Source organism: Streptomyces sp. MMG1121, assembly GCF_001280015.1.
Lineage (GTDB): Bacteria > Actinomycetota > Actinomycetes > Streptomycetales > Streptomycetaceae > Streptomyces.
On sequence record NZ_LGDV01000224.1, the window covers coordinates 1 to 24,654 of the forward strand.

The 24,654-nt window shown below is 72.5% G+C and carries 25 protein-coding genes and 1 pseudogene; 8 read left to right on the forward strand and 18 right to left on the reverse strand.

Features of this window, described 5'->3' with window-relative positions; genetic code table 11:
- The 3 genes and pseudogenes from ADK64_RS47830 to sigE all read right to left on the reverse strand — a co-directional run.
- A pseudogene (locus ADK64_RS47830) lies at positions 1-635 on the reverse strand (protease); the annotation flags it as partial.
- A gap of 134 nt (positions 636-769) precedes the next feature.
- The gene (locus tag ADK64_RS32820; protein ID WP_078992991.1) at positions 770-1,828 is read right to left on the reverse strand and encodes a zf-HC2 domain-containing protein; all 1,059 of its coding nucleotides are present in this window, start codon (positions 1,826-1,828) and stop codon (positions 770-772) included.
- Positions 1,825-2,538, reverse strand: a complete 714-nt coding sequence (sigE, locus tag ADK64_RS32825) for an RNA polymerase sigma factor SigE (protein ID WP_053665083.1) — start codon at positions 2,536-2,538, stop codon at positions 1,825-1,827. The genes ADK64_RS32820 and sigE overlap by 4 nt, the downstream gene beginning before the upstream one ends.
- Before the next feature lie 234 nt (positions 2,539-2,772).
- Between sigE and ADK64_RS32830 the strand changes: the two genes are divergently transcribed.
- The gene (locus ADK64_RS32830) at positions 2,773-3,471 is read left to right on the forward strand and encodes an O-methyltransferase (protein ID WP_078992992.1); all 699 of its coding nucleotides are present in this window, start codon (positions 2,773-2,775) and stop codon (positions 3,469-3,471) included.
- Positions 3,472-3,626: 155 nt separating this feature from the next.
- Here the strand turns inward: ADK64_RS32830 and ADK64_RS43895 are convergent, their stop codons facing one another.
- Positions 3,627-3,794 carry a DUF3117 domain-containing protein gene (locus ADK64_RS43895; RefSeq protein ID WP_003985072.1) on the reverse strand — a complete coding sequence of 56 codons (168 nt, stop codon included), beginning with the start codon at positions 3,792-3,794 and terminating at the stop codon, positions 3,627-3,629.
- Positions 3,795-4,165: 371 nt separating this feature from the next.
- On the opposite strand from ADK64_RS43895, the gene ADK64_RS32835 reads away from it, so the two are divergent.
- Positions 4,166-4,969 (forward strand): enoyl-CoA hydratase/isomerase family protein, encoded by an 804-nt coding sequence (locus tag ADK64_RS32835; RefSeq protein WP_053665087.1) that lies wholly within the window; start codon positions 4,166-4,168, stop codon positions 4,967-4,969.
- Between the two features lie 79 nt (positions 4,970-5,048).
- On the opposite strand, the gene ADK64_RS32840 is transcribed toward ADK64_RS32835, so the two are convergent.
- Both ADK64_RS32840 and ADK64_RS32845 read right to left on the reverse strand, forming a co-directional pair.
- Positions 5,049-5,636 (reverse strand): DNA-3-methyladenine glycosylase I, encoded by a 588-nt coding sequence (locus ADK64_RS32840; protein ID WP_053665089.1) that lies wholly within the window; start codon positions 5,634-5,636, stop codon positions 5,049-5,051.
- Complete coding sequence (locus ADK64_RS32845) at positions 5,633-5,992, reverse strand: DivIVA domain-containing protein (protein WP_053665091.1); 360 nt, start codon at positions 5,990-5,992, stop codon at positions 5,633-5,635. The genes ADK64_RS32840 and ADK64_RS32845 overlap by 4 nt, the downstream gene beginning before the upstream one ends.
- 125 nt (positions 5,993-6,117) lie before the next feature.
- Between ADK64_RS32845 and folP the strand changes: the two genes are divergently transcribed.
- The gene (gene folP, locus ADK64_RS32850; protein ID WP_053665094.1) at positions 6,118-6,978 is read left to right on the forward strand and encodes a dihydropteroate synthase; all 861 of its coding nucleotides are present in this window, start codon (positions 6,118-6,120) and stop codon (positions 6,976-6,978) included.
- An 88-nt stretch (positions 6,979-7,066) separates the two neighbouring features.
- Here folP and ADK64_RS32855 read toward each other — a convergent pair whose 3' ends face one another.
- Together ADK64_RS32855 and dapE are read right to left on the reverse strand one after the other, a co-directional pair.
- Positions 7,067-7,825, reverse strand: a complete 759-nt coding sequence (locus ADK64_RS32855) for a TIGR00730 family Rossman fold protein (RefSeq protein WP_053665096.1) — start codon at positions 7,823-7,825, stop codon at positions 7,067-7,069.
- Between the two features lie 112 nt (positions 7,826-7,937).
- Positions 7,938-9,017: a succinyl-diaminopimelate desuccinylase gene (dapE, locus tag ADK64_RS32860; RefSeq protein WP_053665098.1), complete on the reverse strand. Its 1,080-nt coding sequence runs from the start codon at positions 9,015-9,017 to the stop codon at positions 7,938-7,940.
- A 152-nt stretch (positions 9,018-9,169) separates the two neighbouring features.
- Between dapE and ADK64_RS32865 the strand changes: the two genes are divergently transcribed.
- Positions 9,170-10,162, forward strand: a complete 993-nt coding sequence (locus ADK64_RS32865; RefSeq protein ID WP_199829773.1) for a heavy metal transporter — start codon at positions 9,170-9,172, stop codon at positions 10,160-10,162.
- Between the two features lie 286 nt (positions 10,163-10,448).
- Positions 10,449-10,871 (forward strand): hypothetical protein, encoded by a 423-nt coding sequence (locus ADK64_RS32870; protein ID WP_053665100.1) that lies wholly within the window; start codon positions 10,449-10,451, stop codon positions 10,869-10,871.
- Between the two features lie 105 nt (positions 10,872-10,976).
- Here the strand turns inward: ADK64_RS32870 and ADK64_RS32875 are convergent, their stop codons facing one another.
- Positions 10,977-12,086, reverse strand: a complete 1,110-nt coding sequence (locus ADK64_RS32875; RefSeq protein ID WP_053665102.1) for a bifunctional succinyldiaminopimelate transaminase/glutamate-prephenate aminotransferase — start codon at positions 12,084-12,086, stop codon at positions 10,977-10,979.
- A 111-nt stretch (positions 12,087-12,197) separates the two neighbouring features.
- On the reverse strand, positions 12,198-12,524 hold the full coding sequence (gene fdxA, locus ADK64_RS32880) for a ferredoxin (protein ID WP_053665104.1): 327 nt from the start codon (positions 12,522-12,524) through the stop codon (positions 12,198-12,200).
- Between the two features lie 140 nt (positions 12,525-12,664).
- Here fdxA and ADK64_RS32885 point away from each other — a divergent pair, with 140 nt between their 5' ends.
- Together ADK64_RS32885 and ADK64_RS32890 are read left to right on the forward strand one after the other, a co-directional pair.
- Entirely contained in the window at positions 12,665-13,699 is a 1,035-nt protein-coding gene (locus tag ADK64_RS32885) for a GNAT family N-acetyltransferase (RefSeq protein WP_078992994.1), read from the forward strand.
- Between the two features lie 7 nt (positions 13,700-13,706).
- Positions 13,707-14,573: a transglutaminase-like domain-containing protein gene (locus ADK64_RS32890; RefSeq protein WP_053665108.1), complete on the forward strand. Its 867-nt coding sequence runs from the start codon at positions 13,707-13,709 to the stop codon at positions 14,571-14,573.
- 25 nt (positions 14,574-14,598) lie between these two features.
- On the opposite strand, the gene ADK64_RS32895 is transcribed toward ADK64_RS32890, so the two are convergent.
- From ADK64_RS32895 to ADK64_RS32930, 8 genes are all read right to left on the reverse strand, one after another.
- Complete coding sequence (locus ADK64_RS32895; RefSeq protein WP_053665111.1) at positions 14,599-15,213, reverse strand: response regulator transcription factor; 615 nt, start codon at positions 15,211-15,213, stop codon at positions 14,599-14,601.
- A complete protein-coding gene (locus ADK64_RS32900; protein WP_053665151.1) occupies positions 15,210-16,403 on the reverse strand; it encodes a sensor histidine kinase in 1,194 nt (397 codons plus the stop codon). The genes ADK64_RS32895 and ADK64_RS32900 overlap by 4 nt, the downstream gene beginning before the upstream one ends.
- Positions 16,404-16,408: 5 nt before the next feature.
- Positions 16,409-17,146 (reverse strand): ABC transporter permease, encoded by a 738-nt coding sequence (locus ADK64_RS32905; protein ID WP_053665112.1) that lies wholly within the window; start codon positions 17,144-17,146, stop codon positions 16,409-16,411.
- Positions 17,143-18,069: an ABC transporter ATP-binding protein gene (locus ADK64_RS32910; RefSeq protein ID WP_053665114.1), complete on the reverse strand. Its 927-nt coding sequence runs from the start codon at positions 18,067-18,069 to the stop codon at positions 17,143-17,145. Before ADK64_RS32910 ends, ADK64_RS32905 begins: the two co-directional genes overlap by 4 nt.
- A 142-nt stretch (positions 18,070-18,211) precedes the next feature.
- A complete protein-coding gene (locus tag ADK64_RS32915; RefSeq protein WP_053665117.1) occupies positions 18,212-20,650 on the reverse strand; it encodes a hypothetical protein in 2,439 nt (812 codons plus the stop codon).
- 159 nt (positions 20,651-20,809) lie between these two features.
- Positions 20,810-21,226 carry a DUF6113 family protein gene (locus ADK64_RS32920; protein WP_053665119.1) on the reverse strand — a complete coding sequence of 139 codons (417 nt, stop codon included), beginning with the start codon at positions 21,224-21,226 and terminating at the stop codon, positions 20,810-20,812.
- Positions 21,223-22,083, reverse strand: coding sequence for an N-acetyl-1-D-myo-inositol-2-amino-2-deoxy-alpha-D-glucopyranoside deacetylase (mshB, locus tag ADK64_RS32925; RefSeq protein ID WP_053665121.1), 861 nt, complete (start codon positions 22,081-22,083; stop codon positions 21,223-21,225). Before mshB ends, ADK64_RS32920 begins: the two co-directional genes overlap by 4 nt.
- Positions 22,084-22,152: 69 nt before the next feature.
- The gene (locus ADK64_RS32930) at positions 22,153-22,347 is read right to left on the reverse strand and encodes a hypothetical protein (protein WP_053665123.1); all 195 of its coding nucleotides are present in this window, start codon (positions 22,345-22,347) and stop codon (positions 22,153-22,155) included.
- Between the two features lie 164 nt (positions 22,348-22,511).
- Between ADK64_RS32930 and ADK64_RS32935 the strand changes: the two genes are divergently transcribed.
- Positions 22,512-24,632 carry a S9 family peptidase gene (locus ADK64_RS32935; protein WP_053665125.1) on the forward strand — a complete coding sequence of 707 codons (2,121 nt, stop codon included), beginning with the start codon at positions 22,512-22,514 and terminating at the stop codon, positions 24,630-24,632.
- Positions 24,633-24,654: the final 22 nt, after the last annotated feature.

The following is a 24,654-nucleotide window of genomic DNA, read 5'->3' on the forward strand; positions in this document are numbered from 1 at the left end:
GGAGTACCGAGGGCGGGGACCTCCGAGCTGGGAGTGGGGGTGGCGGGGGCCGGTGCTGTCGGCGCCGGTGCGGGGAGGCCGGGTGCGGGTGCCGGCGGCGCCGGCGTTCCCGGCGCCGGTGTGACCGCCGGGTGCTGGACAGGTGGCGCGGGTGCCCAGGGGCCCGGCTTGCCGTACGGCGGGGTGCCGTAGGGATCCGGGTCGTGCAGCGGCTTCGGACGCTCGGTGGGAGCCACCCAGGCGGTTTCCCCGGGCACGGCCGGTACGTCGGTCACCGCGGCAGCGCCCGCCTCGGCGTCACCGCCGGGAACAGACGCCGGTTTGGCCAGTTCGAAGTCCTGGTCGGCCCCGTCCGTCCCGGACCTGTCCTCGTCGGCGCCGGTCCGTCCGGCCGCAGCCGACACGGCCGCGCTCCCCGGCCGCGCCAACTCGAAGTCGGCCGAGTCGATGTCGGTCGCCTCGATGTCGGTCGCCTCGATGCCCGTCGGCTCGATACCCGTCGGCTCGGAGTCGCTCGACTTCACGTCGCGCCCACCGGCGTCCGTGCGGTCCGTGCGGTCCGTCCGGTCGTGCGGCGTCGGCCGCGCCGGTCCCTCCGGCTCCTCCCCCGGCGGGACACGGTTCCCCTCGTTCATGCTCTCCCCACGGCTGGCCGCGGCCGCGCGCTTCGGCGGCGGACGCGGAACGTCGACGACGCCCCCGGGTCATCGCCGCGGGAACGGCCCTCACAGGATTCAACCAGGTTCGCGGGCCGCGGCGCAGTGGCCGGTCAGGGGGTCTGCGAGGGCGCTGCGGAGGACGACGGAGAGGGGGTGGTGGGGACGGGGGCGGACAACAGCCCGGAGCCGGTCACTCCAGGGATCGTGGACCAGACGGTGAGCGGGTAGGCCACGGTGTCGTCGAGCGGGCGTATCAGTGGGGAGACGGCGGCCGCACCGGTCATCACCGGCGCGGTCAGACCACGGACGATGTCGCCCTGGGCCTGACCGGTGCCGGGGTACGGCACTCCCGGCACCAGTGGCGCGGACATCGAGGTCGGTGCCACCGAGGTCTGACCGAGCAAAGCGCTGCCCTGGGCGAGCAGCGGGCCCACCGGGCGGCGGCGCTGGCTGTCGGGCGTGACCGCGCCCGCTCCCGTACCGGCCGAGCGGGCCGGGACGACGTTGCTGCCGGTGCCGGCACCCCCGCGGGCGTCCGCGGACGTGTCGCCCGGGATGGCGGTGGTGACGCCGCCGAGGGCGACCGCGGCCAGCGACACCGCGCCGGCGGCGACGAACGCGAGCCGCAGTCCGCGCGAGGCGGCGCGGCCGTCGTCCGGGCGGCCGACGGGATGGATACGGAACCCGCGCTCGTGGTCCACGGGGGCGGGGACAGGGCTGTGCGGCCGGGCGGGGACGTATCCGAAGGCGAAGCGCTCACCGCGCCGCACCCCGAAGACGCCGGGGGCGCCCGACAGGCCGGACAGGGCGACGGAGGCGCCGGAGCCCTCGGCCGGGCCGGCGATGTCGTCGCGGGAGGCGCGTCCGAAGAGTCCGTCTCCGGGCGGTGACATGCCGTCGCCGCCGAGGTCGCCCCCGCCGGGCAGGCCCTGGAGGCGGGCCAGGAGGCTCGCCGAGGGCGGGGGCGGGGCCGCCTCCGCGAACACGTTCTTCAGACGGCGCTGGGCGTCCGCCTCCGCCTTGCACCGGGCACACGTGGCCAGGTGGGCGAGGACCCGCTCACGCGACTCATGACCGAGTTCTCCGTCCACCAGGGCGGAGAGCCGGTCTCCCAGGTGCTGCTCTGCGAGGTGCGCCTTCGCGACAGGTTTCGGCCGGGATCCACTCACGCGGTCGCGCCCCCTCCCCCCAGAGCGGGGACGCGGGCCACGAAGGAGCGCCGCTCGGCCGCGCGGGCCTCCGGGGAGCGGTGCGCGAGGGCCTTGCGGAGCTGGGAGCGGCCGCGGTGGATACGGGAGCGGACCGTGCCGAGCTTCACGCCGAGGGTCGCGGCGATCTCCTCGTACGACAGTCCCTCGATGTCGCACAGGACGACGGCGGCGCGGAACTCGGGCGCCAGGGTGTCGAGGGCCTGCTGGACGTCGGCGTCGAAGTGCGCGTCGTTGAAGAGCTGCTGCGGGGTGGGCTCGCGGCTGGGCAGGCGCTCGGCAGCGTCCTCGCCGAGGGCGTCGAAGCGGATGCGCTGCTTGCGCCGGACCATGTCCAGGAAGAGGTTGGTGGTGATGCGGTGCAGCCAGCCCTCGAAGGTGCCCGGCGAGTACGTGGACAGGGAGCGGAAGACGCGGACGAAGACCTCCTGCGTGAGGTCCTCGGCGTCGTGCTGGTTGCCCGTCAGACGGTACGCCAGCCGGTAGACCCGGGCGCTGTGCGTGCTGACGATCTCCTCCCACGTGGGCGGAGTCCACGCCTGCCCGTCCGCGTCGGTGGAGAAGGTCGCGGTCTGGGCATCGCCGGCGGCGATACCGGCGGCGTGGTGGTCAGCAGCGGTGTCGGTCACGGATTTCGGCCTGCCCGCCGACCCGAGGAAGCGCCGCAGCACTCCACCCCGATCCCCGGGCGCAGCCGCACCTCCCCTGTCGGCTCTGGTGGTGTCCAGTGGAGCCCCTACCATAGCCACCTCGCCCGTTAGCTCCGGATAAGCGGTTTTACGAGAATTTGATACGCGCTGATACAGCTCATGCGGCTGCGTCAGCAGTTGCTCGGCGTCCTGATCCACCTCTTACCCCCCGTCGCGCATCCGGGCACCGTCTCAACCCTGTAAACGTCCAGTCCCATCTGCGGGTTCCCGACGCCAACGGATACAGTCACGCCCAGGCAACCACGGGGACAGGAGAGGGTCATTACCGGCAACCGGCAGACGAGCTGGGCGTTCGCCGACGCCTTTGTCGCCGAGGACGAAGCGCTGCACTGGGCCCGTGACCGGGCCCGCGAGGCAGGGCTGCGCTCGGTGTCGCCGGGCACGGGTTCCGCGCTGCGACTGCTCGCCGCCTCCGTGGACGCCAAGGCCGTCGCGGAGATCGGCACCGGCTGCGGGGTGTCCGGAATTCATCTGTTGCACGGCATGCGCCCGGACGGGGTGCTCACCACGGTCGACCCGGAGCCGGAGCACCAGCAGTTCGCCCGCCAGGCCTTCCGCGCCTGCGGTTTCGCCAGCAACCGGGCCCGTTTCATCCCGGGCCGCGCCCTGGACGTCCTGCCCCGGCTCGCGGACGCGGGCTACGACCTCGTCTTCTGCGACGGCGACCGGCAGGAGTACTCGGACTATCTCGCTGAATCGTTGCGCCTGTTGCGGCCGGGCGGCCTGGTGGTCTTCGAGGGCGTCTTCGCGGGCGGCCGTACGGTCGACTCGGGGCCGCAGCCGGCGGAGGTGCTGCGGTTGCGCGAGCTGCTGCGCTCGGTGCGCGAGAGCCAGGAGCTGGTCCCGTCGCTGCTGCCGGTGGGCGACGGACTGCTGTGCGCCGTCAAGCGGTGAGCCGGCGGCAGGTGCACCGCCGCGGAGAACGGCCGGCCGTCCGTCGCGGAGAACCGTCGGCCCGCTGCTGAGGAACACGTCCGCACCGAGGAACACGGCTGCCCCGACACCGCTTACGATGCCGGGGCAGCCGCGAGGACAAGATCGTTAACGCCTCAGACGGTGACCTTCTCAAGGGCTTCGCCGAGCGCCTTGGCCTCGTCAGGGGTCAGCTCGACGACGAGTCGACCGCCGCCTTCGAGCGGAACGCGCATGACGATGCCCCGCCCCTCCTTGGTCACCTCGAGCGGGCCATCACCCGTTCGCGGCTTCATGGCCGCCATGCTCGTTCCCCTTCCTGAAACCAGCTCATCGTCTGCCGAGAGCCCTCGGAGGGCATCCGCGGTTCCGGAACGGACACGCGACACCGGCATCGAACACATTGCTTCCCAGCCATTATCCCGCATCGCAGGACCCGATGACCAACATCAGTCGGCATCGCTTGGGCAACGCACGCGAGCAAAACCACCCAATTCGGGGATGTGACTGCGATACTGCGCCACCGCACGGACGCACACCGGCCGACTCCGCTCCGTTTTTCTTTGACGCAGGTCACACGTCCGGTCCGGCTCTTGGACGACGATCTCCGCCATGCTGTCCTTCACACACGGACGTACCGCGCGGTACGTCACCCGCACTCCGGAGGGGATGTCCCATGGCCGACACCGTGCTCTACGAGGTGAGCGACGGACTCGCGACGATCACGCTGAACCGCCCCGAGGCCATGAACGCGCTGAACGTCGCGACCAAGGTCGCCCTGCGGGAGGCGGCGGAATCCGCGGCCGCAGACACGGCCGTACGAGCGATCCTGCTGACCGCCGCCGGGGACCGGGCGTTCTGCGTGGGCCAGGACCTCAAGGAGCACATCGGGCTGCTCGCGGCCGACCGCGAGACGGGGGCCGGGCAGACGATGAGCACGGTCAAGGAGCACTACAACCCGATCGTGACGGCTCTCGCCGGGGCGCCGAAGCCGGTGGTCGCCGCGGTGAACGGCGTCGCGGCCGGGGCCGGCTTCGGCTTCGCGCTCGCCGCGGACTACCGGGTGGTGGCCGACACGGCGGCCTTCAACACCTCCTTCGCCGGCGTCGCGCTGACCGCCGACTCCGGCATCTCCTGGACCCTGCCCCGGGTCATCGGCCCGAGCCGCGCCGCCGACCTGCTGCTCTTCCCGCGCAGCATCAGTGCCGAAGACGCGCTGGAGCTGGGGATCGCCAACCGGGTCGTGCCCTCGGCGGAGCTGCGCGCGGAGGCCGAGAAGGTGGCGCGGAAGCTGGCCGAGGGGCCGACGGTGGCCTACGCGGCGATCAAGGAGGCGGTGGCCTACGGGCTGTCGCACTCGCTGGTGGAGACGCTGGCGAAGGAGGACGAGCTGCAGACCCGGGCGGGGCGGTCCGAGGACCACGCGATCGCCGTGCAGGCGTTCGTGAACAAGGAGAAGCCCAAGTATCTGGGACGTTGAGTCCGTCGTACCCGGGGCGGTGACGCGCCGCGGGGAGCCGCGGGTGCGCCGCGGTCGCCCGCGCGGCTCCCCGCCGCCCCTACCGGGCGGCTCTCGCCACGCAGGCTTGCAAGTGGTCGTTGACCAGGCCGCACGCCTGCATCAGGGCGTACGCCGTCGTCGGGCCCACGAATCTGAGGCCACGCTTCTTCAAGGCCTTCGACAGCGCCGTGGACTCGTCAGTGACCGCCGGGACGTCGGCGAGCGTCTTGGGAACCGGTCGACTGCCCGGGTCCGGGGCGTGGGACCAGACCAGCTCGTCCAGCTCCCCCTGCGCCCAGTCGGCGAGCACGCGCGCGTTGGCGAGTGTCGCGTCGATCTTGGCGCGGTTGCGGATGATGCCCGCGTCGGCGAGCAGCCGCTCGCGGTCCTCGTCCGTGAAGGCGGCGATCTTCTCGATGCGGAAGCCGGCGAAGGCCGCGCGGAAACCGGGGCGGCGGCGCAGGATCGTGATCCAGGACAGGCCCGACTGGAAGGCCTCCAGGCTGATCCGCTCGAAGAGGGCGTCGTCGCCGTGGACCGGGCGGCCCCACTCCTCGTCGTGGTACGACACGTAGTCCTCGGTGGACAGGGCCCACGGACAGCGCAGGGCGCCGTCGGGCCCTGCGAGGGCTGCTCCGTCGCTCATCGCCGCTCCTCCTGCTGCTGCTCGGGCTTGTCCTGGCGGGGGTGCGCGGCGGCGGCCCGGGCTCCGGCGAGCGCCGATTCCAGATCGGAGATACGGGAGTCCCGCTCGGCGAGTTCGGCGGCGAGGCGGCCGAGGGCGTCGTCGACGTCCGCCATGCGGTAGCCGCGCGGGGCCACCGGGAAGCGGAGGCTCTCCACGTCCGCGCGGTCCACCGGGCGGTCCGCGGGCAGCGGGTCCTGGAGCCGCTCCGGCGCCACCTCCGGCAGCGGGCCGCTCTCGCCGCCGCCCACCACGGCGAGTGTCACCGCGGCGACCACGACGGCCAGCGCGATGACCAGGAACAAGAACATCACCATTGCCAGGGTTCCCCACGCTCGGTGCCGGACGCTGAAACTGTCAGGGTCCGATCGTGCCATGCGAGTCTGACAGTTAGGGTCGCAGGCGGCCGTACTGCGGGACGTACTAGGAGAGGTCACAGCGGATGCTCAGGCTGGGCAGGCGGGAATTCGGGCCCCAGGAGCCGGTGATCATGGCGATCGTGAACCGGACCCCCGACTCCTTCTACGACCAGGGGGCCACCTTCCGCGACGAGCCCGCCCTCGCGCGCGTGGAGCAGGCCGTGGCCGAGGGTGCCGCGATCATCGACATCGGCGGGGTGAAGGCCGGGCCGGGCGAGGAGGTCACGGCCGAGGAGGAGGCACGGCGGACGGTCGGCTTCGTGGCGGAGGTACGGCGGCGCTTCCCGGACGTGATCATCAGCGTGGACACCTGGCGGGCCGAGGTCGGCGAGGCGGTGTGCGAGGCGGGCGCGGATCTGCTGAACGACGCGTGGGGCGGGGTGGACCCCGGGCTGGCGGAGGTCGCGGCGCGGTACGGGGTGGGGCTGGTGTGCACGCACGCGGGTGGTGTGCAGCCGCGTACCCGCCCCCATCGGGTGACGTACGACGACGTCGTGGCCGACATCCTGGACGTGACCCTGGGGCTGGCCGAGCGGGCGGTCGCGCTGGGGGTGCCGCGGGAGTCGGTGCTGATCGATCCCGGGCACGACTTCGGCAAGAACACGCGGCACAGCCTGGAGGCGACGCGGCGGCTGCCCGAGATGGTCGCGACGGGCTGGCCGGTGCTGGTCTCGCTGTCCAACAAGGACTTCGTCGGCGAGACGCTGGACCGGCCGGTGAAGGAACGGTTGATCGGTACGTTGGCGACGACGGCGGTGTCGGCATGGCTCGGGGCGCGGGTGTACCGGGTCCATGAGGTGGCCGAGACCCGACAGGTACTGGAGATGACCGCGTCGATCGCCGGCCACCGCCCCCCTGCTGTAGCCCGCCGGGGCCTGGCCTGACCCGCCCGTGCCCACCCTCCGGCCGACCGGGTCGGTGGAGGGTGGGCACGGGTCGGATGCCGGGGGCGGAGCCCCCCGGTGTCGGCAGTTAGCGACCCGCCTCCTTGGAGACCAGGGCCACCGCTTCGTCCACCTCGTCCGTGACGTGGAACAGGAGGAGGTCCTTCTCCGTGGCCTTGCCCTGGGCGACCAGGGTGTTGCGGAGCCAGTCGAGCAGGCCGCCCCAGTACTCGCTGCCGAACAGGACGATCGGGAAGCGGGTGACCTTCTGGGTCTGGACCAGGGTCAGCGCCTCGAAGAGTTCGTCCAGGGTGCCGAGGCCGCCCGGCAGGACCACGAAGCCCTGCGCGTACTTCACGAACATCATCTTGCGGACGAAGAAGTAGCGGAAGTTGAGGCCGATGTCGACGTAGGGGTTCAGGCCCTGTTCGAAGGGCAGCTCGATGCCCAGGCCGACCGAGATGCCGCCCGCCTCGCACGCGCCCTTGTTGGCCGCCTCCATCGCACCCGGGCCGCCGCCTGTGATCACGGCCCAGCCCGCCTCCACCAGGCCCCGCCCGAGCCGCACCCCCGCGTCGTACTCCGGTGAGTCCACCGGAGTACGTGCCGAGCCGAACACGCTGATGGCGGGCGGGAGTTCGGCCAGTGTGCCGAAGCCCTCGATGAACTCCGACTGGATACGGAGCACCCGCCAGGGGTCCGTGTGGACCCAGTCCGAGGGGCCGCCCGCGTCGAGCAGGCGCTGGTCGGTCGTGCTGGCCGTCACCTGACTCCGCCGTCGGAGGACCGGTCCGAGCCGCTGCTCGTCCGGCGGCTGCTTCTTCCCCTCGGGGTTTCCGGTAGCCATGTGCGCTCCCTCCGCTTGCCGGTAGTTCGATCTCAGACTAGATCGGCTCGGGTTACGGAGGGGGGAAGTGAGCATGTCCGGCGTGCAGCGCCGTACGGGAACTGCGCGCCCCTTACGCCGTGAGCCAGTTCCGCAGCCGCTCCTCGCCCGCGAGGATCTTGGCCGTGTCCACCCGCTCGTCCCGCTTGTGCGCCAAGTGCGGGTTGCCCGGGCCGTAGTTGACGGCGGGGATGCCGAGCGCGGAGAAACGGGAGACGTCCGTCCAGCCGTACTTGGGCTGCGGGGTGCCGCCGACCGCCTCGATGAAGGCCGCCGCGGCCGGGTGGGACAGGCCGGGCAGCGCGCCGCCGCTGTGGTCGTCGACCACGAACTCCGCCACCCCGCAGTCGGCGAAGACCTCGCGGACGTGCGCGACCGCCTCCTCCTCGGTGCGGTCGGGGGCGTAGCGGAAGTTGACCGTCACCACGCACTCGTCGGGGATGACGTTGCCCGCCACTCCCCCAAAGACGCGGACCGCGTTCAGGCCCTCGCGGTACTCCAGGCCGTCGATGACCGGCCAGCGGGGCTCGTAGGAGGCCAGGCGGGCCAGGATGGGGGACGCCGCGTGGATGGCGTTGGAGCCCATCCAGCCGCGCGCCGAGTGCGCCCGCTCGCCCGCGGTCTTCAGCAGCACGCGCAGGGTGCCCTGGCAGCCGCCCTCGACCTCGCCGTCGGACGGCTCCAGCAGGACCGCGAAGTCGCCCTCCAGCCACTCCGGATGGGCCTCCGAGACGTGCTTGAGGCCGTTGAGCTCGGCGTCGACCTCCTCGTTGTCGTAGAAGACGAAGGTCAGGTCGCGGTTGGGGGCGGGGACCGTGGCCGCGATGCGCAGCTGCACCGCGACGCCCGACTTCATGTCGCAGGTGCCGCAGCCCCACAGCACGCCGTCGGCGTCGAGGCGCGAGGGCACGTTGTCCGCGATCGGGACGGTGTCGATGTGGCCGGCCAGGATGACGCGCTCGCCGCGGCCCAGGTTCGTACGGGCGATCACGTTGTTGCCGTAGCGGTCCACCGTCAGGTGCGGCAGGGCGCGCAGGGCGGTCTCGATAGCGTCCGCGAGCGGCTTCTCGGTTCCGCTCTCGGAGGCGAAGTCCACGAGTCGCGCGGTGAGCGCGGCGGCGTCGAGCGTGAGGTCAAGCGTGGTGTCGGCCATGCCCCGACCCTAGCGCGCCACCCGCCGCGGGCACCGCCGACGCCGGGGCGACGGCCCTGCTCAGCCGCCGGTTCACCGTCCGTTCGCGCCGGGTCGGCCCAGCTGTCCGGACCCCCCGAAGGGCCCCGGCACGACTCCAGTACCTTGGACGCGTGTCAGAGCCGTCCCCCACCCGTCCCAAGCGTCGCGGCCGTCTCCTCCGTTTCGGCGCGGCCCTGTTGGTCCTGTGCGGTGTCGCCGCCTATCTCGTGGTGCAGTACGTCACCGGAGGCGGTGCGGCGCGCGGCTGCACGGTGGTGTCGGACGCGGGTGACGGGGCGTCGTACGAGTTCTCGCCGGAGCAGGCGGTGAACGCGGCGACGATCGCGGCCGTCGGCACCGGGCGCGGGATGCCCCCGCGGGCCGTGACGATCGCGCTGGCCACGGCCATCCAGGAGTCGGGGCTGCGCAACATCGAGCACGGCGACCGGGATTCGCTGGGCCTGTTCCAGCAGCGGCCCTCGCAGGGCTGGGGCACCGCGCAGCAGATCATGGACCCGGCGTACGCGGCGGGCATCTTCTACGCCCATCTGGCGAAGGTGCCGGACTACACCGGCCTGCCGCTGACGGTGGCCGCGCAGCGGGTGCAGCGCAGCGGCTTCCCGGAGGCGTACGCCAAGCACGAGAGCGACGCCACGCTGCTGGCGGCGGCGCTGACCGGGACCGCCGCGGCCACGCTCACCTGCGACGGCCGCCCGCAGCCCGGGGCCACGACGACCGGTCCGGACGCCGTGCGCAGCGCGCTGGTACGGGACTTCGGGCGTGACGCGCTCCAGGAGACCGGTGCGGAGGTGGGCGGTGTCCCGGTGCCGTCGCCGTCCCCGGCGCCGAGCGTGACCGCGAGCGCGCAGGGGCAGACGGTGACCGTTCCGGTGCCCCAGGGCACACGGACCGACGCCAGCGGGCGCGGTGAGCGGCAGCGGGGCTGGCAGCTGGCGCAGTGGGCGGTCGCGAACTCCTCGGCGCTGCACATCCAGCGGGTGTCGTACGGGGGGCTCGAGTGGACCGCCGGGAGCAGTGCCGACCAGTGGAGGACGGCCTCCCCGGACGGGGCCTCCGGCGCGGAGCAGTCCACGGGAGCCGTCCGGATCGTGACCGGACGCTAGTGCGGGAGGTCACTCCGGCGGGTTGCACGGCCGCCGCACGGCCCGTTGTGCGAGCCGGTTTCGCACCGAACCTGGAAACCCTTGGAAATCAAGGGCCGTAAGGATTCTGCGAGATCTCGGGCAGACGCTCTTTGCCCGTTTTTATCCACACCCGATAATGCGATGCGTTATCCATTCGTTACCAGAGGCGTCCGCAACCTTCGCGGGCTTCGAGCGGTAGTCACGGCGTCCGAGCCCGGACACGAGCCCGGAACACACACCGTTCTCTCCCGTCGAATGGAGCATCATGTCCCTCCCTCTGACCCGCCGGATCGCCCGTGCCGCGCTGCTTGTCGCAGCGGGAGCGGCAGCCGGGGTCGGTGCGGCCGGCTCCGCCGGTGCGGCCACGAACCTGCCGGCGGCGGCCCCGAACCTGAGCGGCCTGTCCGCCCTGGACACCTCGAACGTCGCCAACACCGCCGACAGTGCGGCACAGAACGTCTCCACCCTCGCCGGCAACGCGGGCGGCAAGGTCGTCGGGACGGCCGTGCCGGCCGCGGGCAAGGCCGGCGGCGGCGCCGTGCAGAAGGCCGCGCCGGTGGCGCAGAAGGCCGCGGGCGACGTCGGCGCCACGGCGGGGAGCGTCCTCGGGGACGCCGCCTCCGGTGCGACGAAGGGCGGCGCGCTGCCGACGTCCAACCTGCCGGTTCAGGGGCTTCCGCTCAGCTGAGCCGACGGCGAAGGCGAGGGGGGTCCAGGGAATTCCCTGGACCCCCCTCGTTCTGTGTCTGCCTCGCTCTGTGTCTGCGGGACGGTTACGACGTCTGCGGGACGGCTACGACGCTTGCGCCGGCTTCAGGCGGTCAACCGCCGCCTGGACCCGCTCGTCCGTCGCCGTCAGCGCCACGCGGACGAACTTCTCGCCCGCCTCGCCGTAGAAGTCGCCCGGCGCCACCAGGATGCCCAGGTCGGCCAGGTGGGCGACCGTGTCCCAGCAGGACTCGTCCCTCGTGGCCCACAGGTAGAGGCTGGCCTCGCTGTGCTCGATGCGGAAGCCGTGGCCGAGCAGGGCCGTGCGCAGGGCCTCGCGGCGGGCCGTGTAGCGCTCGCGCTGCTCGTGGACGTGCGCGTCGTCGCCGAGGGCGGCCACGACCGCCGCCTGCGTCGGCGCGGAGGTCATCATGCCGCCGTGCTTGCGGATCTCCAGCAGCGGACCGAGGACGGCCGGGTCACCGGCGATGAAGGCCGCCCGGTAGCCCGCCAGGTTCGAGCGCTTCGAGAGGGAGTGGACGGCCACGATGCCGTCGTACGAGCCGCCGTTGACGTCCGGGTGCAGGACCGAGACGGGGTCGGCCTCCCAGCCCAGCTCCAGGTAGCACTCGTCGGAGACGACGAGGACGCCGTGGGCGCGGGCCCAGGCGACGATGCTCGTCAGGTCCTCCTTGGACAGCACCTTGCCGGTCGGGTTCGACGGGGAGTTCAGCCACAGGAGCTTCAGGCCCGCGGGGTCGAGGTCGCGCGGGTCGTCGTAGGCCTCGTACGCGGCACGGGCCAGGCGGGCGCCGACCTCGTACGTGGGGTAGGCGAGGCGCGGGTAGGCCACCCTGTCGCCGGGGCCGAGGCCCAGCTGGGTCGGCAGCCAGGCCACCAGTTCCTTGGAGCCGACCACCGGCAGGACATGGCGGTGGGTGAGCTCGCGGGCGCCGAGACGGCGCTCCAGCCAGCCGGTGATCGCGTCGCGCAGCGCCGGCGTGCCCCAGACGGTCGGGTAGCCCGGGGAGTCGGCCGCGTCGACGAGGGCCTTCTGGATCAGCTCGGGCACCGGGTCGACCGGGGTGCCCACGGAGAGGTCGACGATCCCGCCGGGGTGCGCGGCGGCCGTCTTCTTGTAGGGCTCCAGCTTGTCCCAGGGAAACGTCGGCAGGCGGTCGGAGACTGTGGACACGGTCAGTGGCTCACTTTCGTACGGTGCGGCAAACGCCTCGGTCCCGTGCGGCGGTGATCAGGGTGATCGAGCCGTACGGGACCGAGGCGACGGTGCGGGCCGCTTGCGGGATTACTCGCCGGAAGCCTGCGGCGGCAGCGCGGCGATGAAGGGGTGGTCGCGCTCGATCAGCCCCAGCTTGCTGGCACCGCCGGGCGAGCCCAGCTCGTCGAAGAACTCGACGTTCGCCTTGTAGTAGTCCTTCCACTCCTCCGGAGTGTCGTCCTCGTAGAAGATCGCCTCGACCGGGCAGACCGGCTCACAGGCACCACAGTCGACGCATTCGTCCGGGTGGATGTACAAGGACCGCTGGCCCTCGTAGATGCAGTCGACCGGGCACTCCTCGATGCACGCCTTGTCCTTCACGTCGACACAAGGCTGCGCGATGACGTAGGTCACGCTGTCGTTCCTCCTCGATAGGGCGCTGGCGGGCCTCCTCAGGCTCCGCCGCCTGGCGCGCGGGAGCGCGGCGTCGTCGATGCCCGCCCCTAGTATCTCCGTTCCGGAGCATGATCCGAACAGGAGGGGTGAACTGACCAGTGGAAATCTCGTGGACAGGACGCCTGGAAGTCCGAATTACCCCTGCTGACGTGGGAAAACGGGTCTCCGTACGGCGCTTGGGCGACCCTGGAGCAACATCGGAGAAGTTCACCGACACGGTGGGTGTTCTCACATCATGGACTGATGGCGTGCTCATGATCACACGACGGAACGGGGAGAGTGTCCGCATCCCGGAAACCGTCGTGGTAGCGGGCAAGGTCGTACCGGCCGCTCCGGCACGCCGGCGCGGCCCCGCGGCCTCCTACCCGGAACTCGCGCGGGCCGCCTCGCGCGGCTGGCGGCCGGTGGAGAGCGAGCGGCTCGGCCAGTGGGAGCTGCGGGCGGCCTCCGGGTTCACCCGGCGGGCCAACAGCGTGCTGCCGCTCGGCGATCCGGGGCTTCCTCTCGACGCGGCCCTGGATGCCGTACGACGCTGGTACGGCGAGCGTGGTCTGCCCGCCTACGTCCAGACCGCCACCGGCGCCGAGGGCACGCAGGAGCTGCTGTGCGCGGAGCTGGAGCGGCGCGGCTGGGTGCGGGAGGTGTCCGCCGAGGTGTGGATCGGTGCCCTGGCGCCGGTCGCGGACCGGGCCGAGGGCACGGGTGTGGTCCTCGCCCGGGAGGCGGACGAGGCCTGGCTCGCCCGGTATCAGCGCAAGGGGGTGAGCGAGGTGGCCCTGCGGGTGCTCGGCGCAGGCCCGTCGGTGTGGTTCGCGACCGTGCCCGGCGCCGCGGGGAAGGCTCCGGCGGCGATCGGGCGCTGTGTCGTGGACGGACGGTGGGCCGGGTTCGCCGCCGTCGAGGTGGACCCCGGCCGGCGTCGGCAGGGGCTCGCCACGGAGGTGATGGCCGCGCTGGCCCGGCGGGCCCTGGACGAGGGCGCGTCGGCGGCCTGGCTCCAGGTCGAGACGGACAACGAGGACGCGCGGGCCCTGTACACCGCGCTGGGCTTCACACCCCACCACGCCTACCACCACTACCGCGCGCCGCGCGAGACGCCGGACGAGCAGGGCGAACCCCGTGGAAGGGCCTGAGCCGGTCATGGGTCGTCCGCAGCTGCCGCCGCCGTATCCGCCACCGCCGGAGCGGTCCGCCGAGCTGCGTCTGAGGTTCGCCGAGGAGGCGCGCTGCGAGCGGCCGGATCTGTCGGCGCTGTGCCTGCTGACCGGCGCCTCGGCGGACGGCTCGCTGGACGAGGCCGGGATCGATGCCGCGCAGCTGGAGCTGGACCGGCTGGCGGGCGAGCTGCCGTACCGGCCGGGCGGCCCGCGCGCGTGGGCGGAGGCGGTACGACGGCTGCTCGGCGAGCGCTACGGGTTCCACGGGACGCCCGGCGACTACCAGCGGCTGGAGTCCTCCCTGCTGCACGAGGTGCTGCGGCGGCGGCGCGGGCTGCCGATCCTGCTGTCGGTGGTGTGGCTGGAGGTCGCCCGGCGGGCCGGCGCCCCGGTCTACGGGGTCGCGCTGCCGGGGCACTTCGTGGTGGGGTTCGGCGCGGCCGAGGAGCAGGTGCTGGCCGATCCGTTCGAGGGCGGACGGGTGCTGACCGGGCCCGACACGGAGCTGCTCGTGGTGGGGGCCACGGGGGCGCCGCTGGATGCCGCCATGCTGGAGCCGGCGGCGCCGCTGGAGGTCGTGCAGCGGATCCTGAACAACGTCCGGGCGTGGGCCGCGGCGCGTCCCGAGCGCTCGGACGTGGCGCTGTGGGCGGTGGAGCTGGCGCTGCTGGTGCCGGCACATCCGGCGCGGCTGCGCTATGAGCGGGGCCAACTACTGGTGCAGCGCGGCGAGTTCGTCATGGGCGCGGAGGAACTGGACGCCTACGCCGAGCTGATCGAGGTCGTCGACGAGTCGACGGCGCGGAAGGTACGGCAGCAGGCCCACACGGCTCGGTCGATGCTCAACTGACCTTCTGGAGACGGCCCCCGCCCCCTCACAGCCAGCCCTTCTCCCGGGCTATCCGCACCGCCTCCGCCCGGTTGCGTACCGCCAGCTTCTGGATGGCCGTGGAGAGGTAGTTGCGGACCGTGCCCTGGGACAGGTGCAGGGCCTTGGCCAGCTCGGCGTTGGTGGAGCCGTCGGCCGCCGCGCGCAGCACCTCGCGTTCGCGCTCGGTGAGGGGGTTGGCACCCTCCGCGAGCGCGGCGGCGGCGAGGGTGGGGTCGATGACCCGCTCGCCGGACAGCACCTTGCGGATGGCCTCGGCGAGCTGGGCGGCCGGGGCGTCCTTGACGAGGAAGGCGTCGGCGCCCGCCTCCATGGCGCTGCGCAGATAGCCAGGGCGGCCGAAGGTCGTCAGGACGACCAGCTTGACCCGCGGGAACGCGCGGTGCACCTGGGCCGCCGCCTCGATGCCGGTGCAGCCGGGCATCTCGATGTCGAGCAGGGCCACGTCCACGCCGTGCGCGCCGACGGCGGCCAGCACCTGGTCCCCGCGCGCGACCTGGGCGACGACCTCGATGTCGTCCTCCAGGCCCAGCAGCGCGGCCAGCGCCTCGCGGACCATGGACTGGTCCTCGGCCAGCAGGACCTTGATCGTGCTCGTCATGCCCCGGATCCTACGTCCCCCGTCGGGGCCGTGGGCACGCGGGCGACGAGCCGGAATCCGTGCTTGACCCGGCCCGCCTCCAGGCTGCCGCCGGCCTTCTCCAGCCGCTCCGTGAGGCCGGTCAGACCGTTGCCCGGGACACTGCCGGCGCCGCCGGATCCGTTGTCCTCGACGCAGAGTTCGAGGACCGGACCGTCGAGGGTCTGGCGGTGGGTGAGCTGGACGAGACAGCGGTCGGCGCCGCTGTGCCGGACCACGTTGGTGACCGCCTCGCGCAGCGCCCAGGCGAGCACGGACTCGGCCTCCTCGGGGACTGCGGCGAGGTCGGGTTCGGCGGGCACCTCGGCGGCGACGCCGGCGGCGGCCAGGGCGACCTCGGTGCCGGCGAGTTCGGCGGCGAGCCGGGGACGCCGGTAGCCGGTGACGGCCTCCCGCACGTCGACCAGCGCCTGCCGGCTGACCTGCTCGATGTCGGCGACCTGCTGCGCCGCCTTGTCGGGGTGGTCGGGCAGCATCCGGCCGGCCAGCTCGCTCTTCAGCGTGATCAGGGAGAGGGAGTGGCCGAGCAGGTCGTGCAGGTCGCGGGCGAGGCGCAGGCGCTCCTCGTTGGCGGCGAGATGGGCGACGGTGGCCCGCGCCTTGCGCAACTCGACGGTCGTACGCACCAGTTGGCCCACGCCGACCATCGCGAACCCGATGAGCAGGACGAGCAGCAGGGTGTTGTCCCACTCCGACACGCCGTTGTGGCGTTCGACGAGATACATCACCACGGCCGTGGCCGGGATCGCCCAGTACGCGGCCCGCAGCGGCAGGGTCGCCCCGCAGGCCACCGAGACGTAGACGAAGAGCCCGAGCCAGGCGTTGCCGAGGGTGTAGTTCAGCAGCGGGGCGAGGACGACCATGACCGCGAGCCGCGAGAGGACGCCCTGCGGGGTGAAGGGCCGGCCCATGTTCCGGAAGACGAGCGTCAGGTAGGCGACGACGAAGGCGGTGAGCCCGAGCGCGCCGGCCACGATGGCGCCCGTGGTGTGCCGGCCCGAGGTCAGGTCGTGGATCGGCGAGCTGAGGAAGACCAGCCAGACGCCGATCCACAGCGCCTTGACCATCAGCTCGCGCCGGTTGCCGGTCCCCTGGCCGATCCGCACCTGCGTCTCCGGCCGCTTCTCGCGGGCCTGTGGGTCTTCCGTCATCGTGCTCACGCCTTCAGCGTGTCCTTCCGGTACAGCCAGGCCGCGCCGCCCGCGAACAGGACGAAGTAGACGGCGAGGATGGCTACGTCCGTCGCGTGCGGGGCCTGGCTCTGCTCGATCGCCCGCCCGAGAGCAGCGTACGCGTGCGTGGGCAGCCACTTCGCGATGTCCTGGAGGATCTTCGGGAAGGTCGTGGTCGGCATCCACAGTCCGCCGAGGATCGACAGACCGAAGTAGATGATCATCGTGATGGGGCGGACCGCGTCACCGGAGGCGACATAGCCGATGGCGACGCCGAGCGCGGCGAAGACCAGGCTGCCGGCCCAGATGATCCCGGTGAGGGCGAGCCACTGCCAGGCGTCCAGGCGTACGTGCTTGATCACGGCGGCGGCCGCGAAGACCACGACGATCGACGGCAGGCTCACCACGGCGGCGCTGGCGGTCTTGGCGAAGACGTAGCCGCGCCCGGGCAGCGGGGTCAGCCGCAGCTGCCGTACCCAGCCGCTCTCGCGCTCCTTGGCGATGCGCTCGCTGTTGCCCATCAGCACGGCGGTCAGGGCGCCGAAGGAGGCCATGGAGACCATCATGTAGGTCGCCAGGGTCAGGCCCGTGCCGTCGACCTTGTCGTCCTTGGCGTTGCCCGCGATGATCAGGAAGAGGATCGCCGGGTAGAGCACCGAGAAGAACAGGAACTTCTTGTTGCGGAATGCGCGCGCCAGCTCGAGCTTGATCAGGGCGTTCATGACTGCTTGGCCTCCTCGGCCTCCGTGATGGCGACGAAGGCCTGCTCCAGACCGAGGCCGGCGACTTCGAGGTTGCGGGGGAAGACGCCGAGGCCGTACAGGGCGTGGACGGTGGCGTCGGCGTCGGACGACTGTATGCGGACGGTCTGCCCGGACACGTCGATCGAGGTCAGGAAGGGAAGGGCGCGCAGGGCGGCCTCGTCCGTGGCGCCCTCGAGGTCGAAGGCGATCCGGCGGGCGCCCGCCTTGGCCTTGATCTCGGCGGCGGTGCCGTCGGCGAGGAGCCGGCCGCGGTGCAGCACGAGGACCCGGTCGGCGATGGCGTCGGCCTCTTCGAGGTAGTGGGTGGCGAAGAGGACCGTACGGCCCTGGTCGGCCTGTTCCCGCATGGTGGCCCAGAAGGCCTGGCGGGCGGAGACGTCCATGCCGGTGGTCGGCTCGTCCAGGATGATCAGGTCGCTGTCGCCGGCGGTGGCGAGGGCGAACCGGACGCGCTGGGCCTGGCCGCCGGAGAGCTTGTTGACCTTGCGGTCGGCGATCTGCGCGATGCCCGCGCGGGCCATCACGTCGGCGGCCTTGTACGGCTTCGGGTGCAGGGAGCAGGCGAGCTTCACCAGCTCGGCGACGGTGACCTCGTCCATCAGGCCGCCGCTCTGCAGCATGGCGCCGACGCGTCCGGCGACGATGGCCTCGCGCGGGCTGGTGCCGAAGACGTTCACGGTGCCGCTGTCGGCGTTCTTCAGACCCAGGAGCAGATCGAGAGTGGTGGACTTGCCGGCCCCGTTCGGGCCGAGGAGGGCGACGGTCTCGCCGGGGTACAGCGTCAGCGAGAGTCCGTCCACGGCCCGCACACTGCCATATGTCTTGGTCACCTGGTCGAAGCCGACCACCGGGGTGGTGGCCGGTGCCGCAGTCGTTGTCATACCCCCATGCTCGCCGAGCGGGCCGTCCGCGCGGCAGTGTCGGCGGTCCTGACAGGCGGATGACAGATGTCATGCGGATCGGGTGACGGGCACGGCGAAGGGGGCGCCCGGTGTCGCCGGGCGCCCCCTGTGTGCCGCTGGACTAAGTGGGGTTGGTCGAGATGACCGCGACCCGGTTGGTCTTGCTCATCAGGGCCTGTCGCAGGGCCTGGTAGACGTCCTCGGGCGTGACGGGCGTCTTCTTGCCGTTGCCACGGGTGATGAGCACGCCGTTGAATGCCCCGCCGTACAGCTGCTTCAGGGCGACCAGGTCGGGCTTGTCGACCAGCTTGCCGTTGACGGCCGTCACCCGGAGGAACTTCCACAGCGAGTTCTGCGGGCTCATCGGGACCGCGTGCGCGGCGTCCGTCATCACGGTCACCTTGCCCGACATCGCCGGCTCGGCGAACTCCTTCATCTCCCGGTCGACCTCGGCGTTCGACACCGTCGGCTGCTGCGTGGTCGTCGGCAGGGAGACCGGGGTCGCGGTGTCCGTCTCCACGAGGGTGCGGTAGGCCTGTTCGACCGCCTGGGTCGACTGGGCCGCATCGATGCCCTTGCCCGCCTTGCCGTAGACGGCGACGGCCTTGCCGGCCTTGAACGTGATGGTGCCGTCGGTCAGCGAGCCTGAGCCGCCGCCCGCCGTCTGCAGGGCGGCCTGGAGCTTCTCCTCGTCCACCGGCATCTCGGGCGCGATCACGCGGTTCTGGCCGAAGAGCGAGCCGATGACGTGGACCGGGTTGTAGTCGCTGGTCGCGGCCTTGCTCACGGTGTCCTGGATATCGAACTGGAGCCCCGCGTTCTCCGGGGTGAGGGTCACCGTCCGGCCGCTCACGGTGAGCTTCAGCGGCTTGTTCACCCGGCTGCCGAAGGCGTCGTCGAGCTTCTTGACGGCGTCGTCGCGGGTGCCGCCGCCGATGTCGACGCCGAGCACGGTGGTGCCCTTGGGCACGTCGGTGTGGTTCATCAGCAGTCCGGCGCCGTAGGCACCGGCCCCGATGACGAACACGCCCACGCCCAGCAGCACCAGCTTGCTGCGGCCCTTCTTCTTCGGCCTGGCCCCCGACTTGGGCGCGGCGGCCGGCTCCGGCTTGGGCGCCGACTGCGCGGCCGGGCCGCCGTTCGAGGTGCGGGGGCCGCCGAACGGGGAGCCGCCGGTGCCCGGGACGACCGGGATGCCGCTGGTGACGGTGTGCCCGGAGACGTTGTCGGGGCGGTAGCCGGGCGTGTCCGGTCCGGGGGCCGGCTTCTGCGGGGTGAGGATCGCGGTGTCGTCGCTGAGCCCGCCGCCGGGACCGAGCCCGGTGGGGCCGGCCGGGCCGCCGAGGGGGGCGCCGGGCGCCGCCGGACCCTCCAGGTCGGCGAGGTCGGCGAGGGCGCTGCGCGGGGCCGCGCCCTGGCCGCCGGGCGCGCCGGGGGCGTTGAAGCCGCCGGCCGGACCACCGAAGGGGTCCCCGGCGTCGAGACGGGGGCCGCCGGCCGACGGGAGGAGGGTGCTGTCGCCGGTGACGGGACCGCTGGTAGGACCGGCCGGACCGCCCGGACCGCTGTGGCCGTGGGGCCCGTTGAAGCCGCTCGCGCCACCGTGTCCGTTGGCACCGCTCGCGCCCGTGCCGAAGCCGTCGTGGCCCCCCGCGCCCGCGCCGTAGCCGTTCTGCCCGCCCGCGCCGGTCGAGCCCGGGGCGGCGTAGCCGCCCTGGCCGTTCGAACCGTTCGGGCCGTTCGGGCCGGCGAAGCCGTCCTGGCCGCCGTTCTCCGAGAAGTACGGCAGCTCGTCACGGCGCGGTTCGGCGCCGGGGCGGGAGCCGGGCCCCAGCGGGCCCGCGTTCAGGGCCTCGGTCACGTCGAAGGAGCCGGTGCCGCCGCCGTGCCCGGGGGCGACGGGGCCGCCGGTGGCACCGGGCAGGCCCCTGCCGTTGGTGGTGCCGGGACGGGAGCCGCCCGGGACGCTCATGGAGCCGACCACACCGCCGGGACGGCCGCCGCCGGGGCGTGCGCCGGTGGTACCGGTGGTACCGGTGGATCCGGATGCTCCCGGACCACCCGGACGGGCGCCCGGCGCCGCCGTGGCGCCGCCGGAACCGCCCTGGATTCCGGCCCCGTTCGTACCGCCGCCGCCCGGACCGCCCTTGGGGGCGCCGGATTTGCGGGGCGCGAACCAGTCGCTGGTCTTCTCCTCGGCCTGGCCCGTGGGATCGGCGGGCGCCTCGGTGGCGGCGCCGGCCGTCCGCTCGGGCGCGGGCCGCGGCTCGGCGGCGGGCGCCTCTTCGCCGGTGCCGACGGTGACGCCGGCGCCGTCGGTGTCACCGACGGGCTTGCGCACGACGACCGGCGGGATGGGCCGGGATCCGGGGATGTTGATCCGGATCCGGGTCGTCAGCGTGGTCTCTGTCTTCTTCTCCTCCGGCTGCGTGCCCGAACGGCCCGCGTCCGTACCGACGTCGGTAGCCATGGGGGTCCCGTACGGCGGCGTGCCGGAGGGGTATGCGGCTCCGCCGCGCCCGTCGGGCCCGGAGGACGGAGTGTCAGTTTCACGACTCAAGGCAGGTTCTCCCAGTTGGCTCCACCGCCCGTTTCGACCTGACTGCTCGGGCGGCTCGGCGGCGCGCACCACCATACTGGCCACCTCTGGCGCTTATCCCATGACCGCTGAGGAAACCCACACCGGACTCGCACGTGTGCCGCACGGAGAAGTGGTACGTCATTTGCCAAGTCGGGCGGGAGCGCCGCCGGGATGCCGTCCCGGGCCAAGGGTGGCACAGATCACAGCCAGCACCATGCCGCCCAGCAGGAAGAGATAGGAGCCGCCTCCGGCGCTGAACAGGAAGTCCCCTTCGGGGCGCGAGGTGGTGAGCAGGACGACGGCGATGATCCAGCCGGCCACGGGTGCCACGGCCCCGCCCCGGCCGCCGGTGGCGTACGACCCGCCGAGGAAGAGCCCGGCCGCGCCCACGAGCGCGAGGAGCAGCCCGCCGGGGAACCAGGCGGCCTGCACCAGGGTCCCGGCGAAGCCGACGAGCGCGCCGAGCAGGAAGAGCCCGGCATGGGCGGCCACCCGTCCGGCCGAGGGCCGTTGCAGGGGCTGGGCCAGCAGCGAGCCCGGTCCGTTGTCGCTCATGACGTCTCCTCGATGCCGAGGCCGGCGAACAGGTCGCTCTCCCCGGGCTCGGCCGTACCGCGCACCAGCTCGTAGTACTCGGTGGTGAACAGCGGCTGGGCCAGGTCGTTGGAGAGCGCGAAGTACGGCTCGGCCACGACGATCTGGGTGGCGTGGGCGCGCATCGCGTCGGCCTTGGCGCCGGCGTGGGCGGAGCCGTCGACGCGGGTGGTGATCCGCGCGTCGTCCACCACGCCCGGCACGTCGGCCACGGACGCGCTCTTGTCGAACGGCAGTGCGGGCAGCGCGTCCTGGAGGCGCTCGAAGGCGGCCTCGACGACGGAGCGCGGGACGCGGTTCCAGTAGACCTTGGCGATCCGGTGGCCGCGCTCGGCGGCGAGGTCGACGGCGCGCATCGCGACGCGGTGGGCCTGGATGTGGTCCGGGTGGCCGTAGCCGCCCTGGTCGTCGTAGGCGACGAGGACCTGCGGGCGAACCTCCAGGATCACCTCGGCGAGGTGGCCGGCGGCCTCGTCGACGTCGGCCTGCCAGAAACAGCCGGGGTCGTCGTTGTCGGGAATGCCCATCATTCCGGAGTCGCCGTAGCGGCCCGCGCCGCCGAGCAGCCGGGCGTCGCTCACGCCCAGCGCGCGCACGGCGTCGGCCAGCTCGCCGCGTCGGTGCGTGCCCAGCGCGGCACCGGTCAGGTGCCGCAGGTGCGCCGGGATGACCTCGCCGCGCTCGCCGAGGGTGCAGGTGACCAGGGTCACATGGGCGCCTTCGGCCGCATACCTGGCCATGGTCGCGCCGTTGTTGATCGACTCGTCGTCCGGGTGCGCGTGCACCAGCAGAAGACGACGGGCGGGCAGTTCCGTCATGGGAACCACCCTACGAGGTCACCGCCCGGGGTTCCCGGTGGCGCCCGGGGTCCGCGATGGCGGCCGCCGTCAGAACTTGATGCTGCCGATCATGCTGGCGACGTTCGTCGTCAGCTGACTGATCGTGGGCGCGATGGTCGAGGAGGCGAGATAGAAGCCGAGCAGGATGCAGACGACGGCGTGGCCGCCCTTCAGTCCTGACTTCCTGATCAGCAGGAAGACGATGATCGCCAGCAGCACCACCGCCGAAATCGAGAGTGCCACGGCGGCTCACCTCCAAAAGTCGCCAGATCCGGATCAGTTGACCAAGTCCACGCAGACGCCAGCGGGTTCATACCCACACAGCGGTAGTGATCATAACTATCCGTACTCGCGCATCGCTCGGCGCACGGCCGCACAAGGGGGCGCATGGCCAATATGGTCAGGGTATGACGACCGAGGCTGACTCCTTCCCCCGACGGCACGCCCGGACACAGCGGTTCACGCTCGGCGCGCCGCGTTCGTTCACCGTGGCGCCCGACGGTTCGCGTGTCGCGTTCCTGCGCTCCGGCTCCGGCGACGACCGGGCCAACTCCCTGTGGATCCTGGACCTTCCGGACGGCGCCGAGCGTTCGGCGGCCGACCCGCGCACGCTGCTCGGCGGCGCCTCCGAAGAGCTCCCGGCCGAGGAGCGGGCACGCCGCGAGCGCAGCCGGGAGGGCGGCGCCGGCATCGTCGCCTACGCCACCGACACGGCCCTGGAGTTGGCGTCTTTCGCCTTGTCAGGGCGGCTTTTCACGGCCGAGCTGCGGGCCGGCACCACCCGTGAACTCCGGGTCCCGGGACCGGTGGTCGACCCGCGCCCCGCCCCGGACGGCCGGCACGTCGCGTACGTCGCCCGGGGCGCGCTGCGGGTCGTGGGCGCCGACGGCGAGGAGGACCGGGCGCTCGCGGAACCGGAGTCGCAGGGGGTCACCTACGGCCTGGCGGAGTTCATCGCGGCCGAGGAGATGCAGCGTTCGCGGGGCTTCTGGTGGGCGCCGGACGGACAGCGGCTGCTGGTGGCGCGCGTGGACGACACGCCGGTGAAGCGGTGGTGGATCGCGGATCCGGCCCACCCGGAGCGTGAGCCGGTCCACATCGCGTACCCCGCCGCCGGCACCCCGAACGCGGAGGTCCGGCTGTTCGTGCTCGGCCTCGACGGGGCGCGCACGGAGGTGGCCTGGGACCGCGACCGGTATCCGTATCTGGCGCGTGTGCACTGGTCAGCGGCGGGTGCGCCGCTGCTTCTCGTGCAGGCGCGGGACCAGCGCAGCCAGCTGTTCCTGGCGGTGGACCCGGACACGGGGGCCACCCGGATGGTGCACGCTGACGAAGATCCGATTTGGCTGGAACTTTTCCCTGGAGTGCCCTGCTGGAGCCCCTCCGGGCAGCTTGTCCGTATCGCGGACGAGGGCGGCGCCCGGGTCCTGGCGGTCGGCGAACGGCCGCTGACCAGCGACCAGTTGCACGTCCGGGCGGTACTGGACGTGGGCGCCGACGACGTGCTGGTTTCCGCCTCCGCGGGCGAGGAGGCGGAGGCCGCCGAGATTGGCGAAGTCCATGTGTACCGGGTGAACGAGCTGGGCGTGGAGCGCGTGTCGCAGGAGCCCGGTGTGCACACGGCGGTGCGCACCGGGAACGTGACGGTGCTCGTGTCCGCGACGCCGGACCGGCCGGGTACCCGTGCGCAGGTGCTGTGTGACGGAAAACCAGCGGCGACTGTCCGGTCTTACGCCGAAGATCCCGGTCTGTCCCCCCGTGTGACCCTGCTCGAAGGGGGCGCACGCCGAATTCCGTGCGCCGTGCTTATGCCACGGGACTACCCCGGTGACACGCCCCTGCCGGTTCTACTGGACCCCTACGGCGGTCCGCACGGCCAGCGGGTGGTCGCCGCGCACAACGCCCACCTGACCTCGCAGTGGTTCGCCGACCAGGGCTTCGCGGTGATCGTCGCCGACGGGCGCGGCACCCCGGGCCGCTCGCCGGCCTGGGAGAAGTCGATCCGGGACGAGCTCGCGGCCGTCGTGCTGGAGGACCAGGTGGCCGCACTGCACGCGCTCGCCGAGCAGTTCCCGCTGGACCTGGACCGGGTGGCGATCCGGGGCTGGTCCTTCGGCGGCTATCTCGCGGCGCTCGCGGCCCTGCGCCGCCCGGACGTCTTCCACGCGGCGGTCGTCGGGGCGCCCGTCACCGACCTCAGGCTGTACGACACCCACTACCAGGAGCGCTACCTCGGCGACCCGGGCGAGCAGCCGGAGATCTACCGCCGCAACTCCGTCGTGGGCGACGCCGGTCTCGTCGACCCGGCCGAGCCGCACCGCCCGATGATGATCATCCATGGGCTGGCGGACGACAACGTGGTGGTCGCCCACTCCCTCAGGCTGTCCTCCGCCCTGCTGGCCGCCGGCCGCCCGCACGAGGTGCTGCCGCTGTCCGGAGTGACGCACATGACCCCGCAGGAGACGGTGGCCGAGAACCTGCTGCGTCTCCAGCTGGACTTCCTCAAGCGGTCACTGGGCCTGGCGTAGCCCCGCAAACAGGTATCAACCG

Bases quoted from the DNA above. Each gene is read 5' to 3' on its own strand.
- ADK64_RS43895 (WP_003985072.1), bottom strand. From the start codon at position 3,794: ATGGCGGCCATGAAGCCGCGAACGGGTGATGGCCCGCTCGAGGTGACC.
- ADK64_RS32835 (WP_053665087.1), top strand. From the start codon at position 4,166: ATGGCCGACACCGTGCTCTACGAGGTGAGCGACGGACTCGCGACGATC.
- ADK64_RS32840 (WP_053665089.1), bottom strand. From the start codon at position 5,636: ATGAGCGACGGAGCAGCCCTCGCAGGGCCCGACGGCGCCCTGCGCTGT.
- ADK64_RS32845 (WP_053665091.1), bottom strand. From the start codon at position 5,992: ATGGTGATGTTCTTGTTCCTGGTCATCGCGCTGGCCGTCGTGGTCGCC.
- folP (WP_053665094.1), top strand. From the start codon at position 6,118: ATGCTCAGGCTGGGCAGGCGGGAATTCGGGCCCCAGGAGCCGGTGATC.
- ADK64_RS32855 (WP_053665096.1), bottom strand. From the start codon at position 7,825: ATGGCTACCGGAAACCCCGAGGGGAAGAAGCAGCCGCCGGACGAGCAG.
- dapE (WP_053665098.1), bottom strand. From the start codon at position 9,017: ATGGCCGACACCACGCTTGACCTCACGCTCGACGCCGCCGCGCTCACC.
- ADK64_RS32870 (WP_053665100.1), top strand. From the start codon at position 10,449: ATGTCCCTCCCTCTGACCCGCCGGATCGCCCGTGCCGCGCTGCTTGTC.
- ADK64_RS32890 (WP_053665108.1), top strand. From the start codon at position 13,707: ATGGGTCGTCCGCAGCTGCCGCCGCCGTATCCGCCACCGCCGGAGCGG.
- ADK64_RS32895 (WP_053665111.1), bottom strand. From the start codon at position 15,213: ATGACGAGCACGATCAAGGTCCTGCTGGCCGAGGACCAGTCCATGGTC.
- ADK64_RS32900 (WP_053665151.1), bottom strand. From the start codon at position 16,403: ATGACGGAAGACCCACAGGCCCGCGAGAAGCGGCCGGAGACGCAGGTG.
- ADK64_RS32905 (WP_053665112.1), bottom strand. From the start codon at position 17,146: ATGAACGCCCTGATCAAGCTCGAGCTGGCGCGCGCATTCCGCAACAAG.
- ADK64_RS32910 (WP_053665114.1), bottom strand. From the start codon at position 18,069: ATGACAACGACTGCGGCACCGGCCACCACCCCGGTGGTCGGCTTCGAC.
- ADK64_RS32920 (WP_053665119.1), bottom strand. From the start codon at position 21,226: ATGAGCGACAACGGACCGGGCTCGCTGCTGGCCCAGCCCCTGCAACGG.
- mshB (WP_053665121.1), bottom strand. From the start codon at position 22,083: ATGACGGAACTGCCCGCCCGTCGTCTTCTGCTGGTGCACGCGCACCCG.
- ADK64_RS32935 (WP_053665125.1), top strand. From the start codon at position 22,512: ATGACGACCGAGGCTGACTCCTTCCCCCGACGGCACGCCCGGACACAG.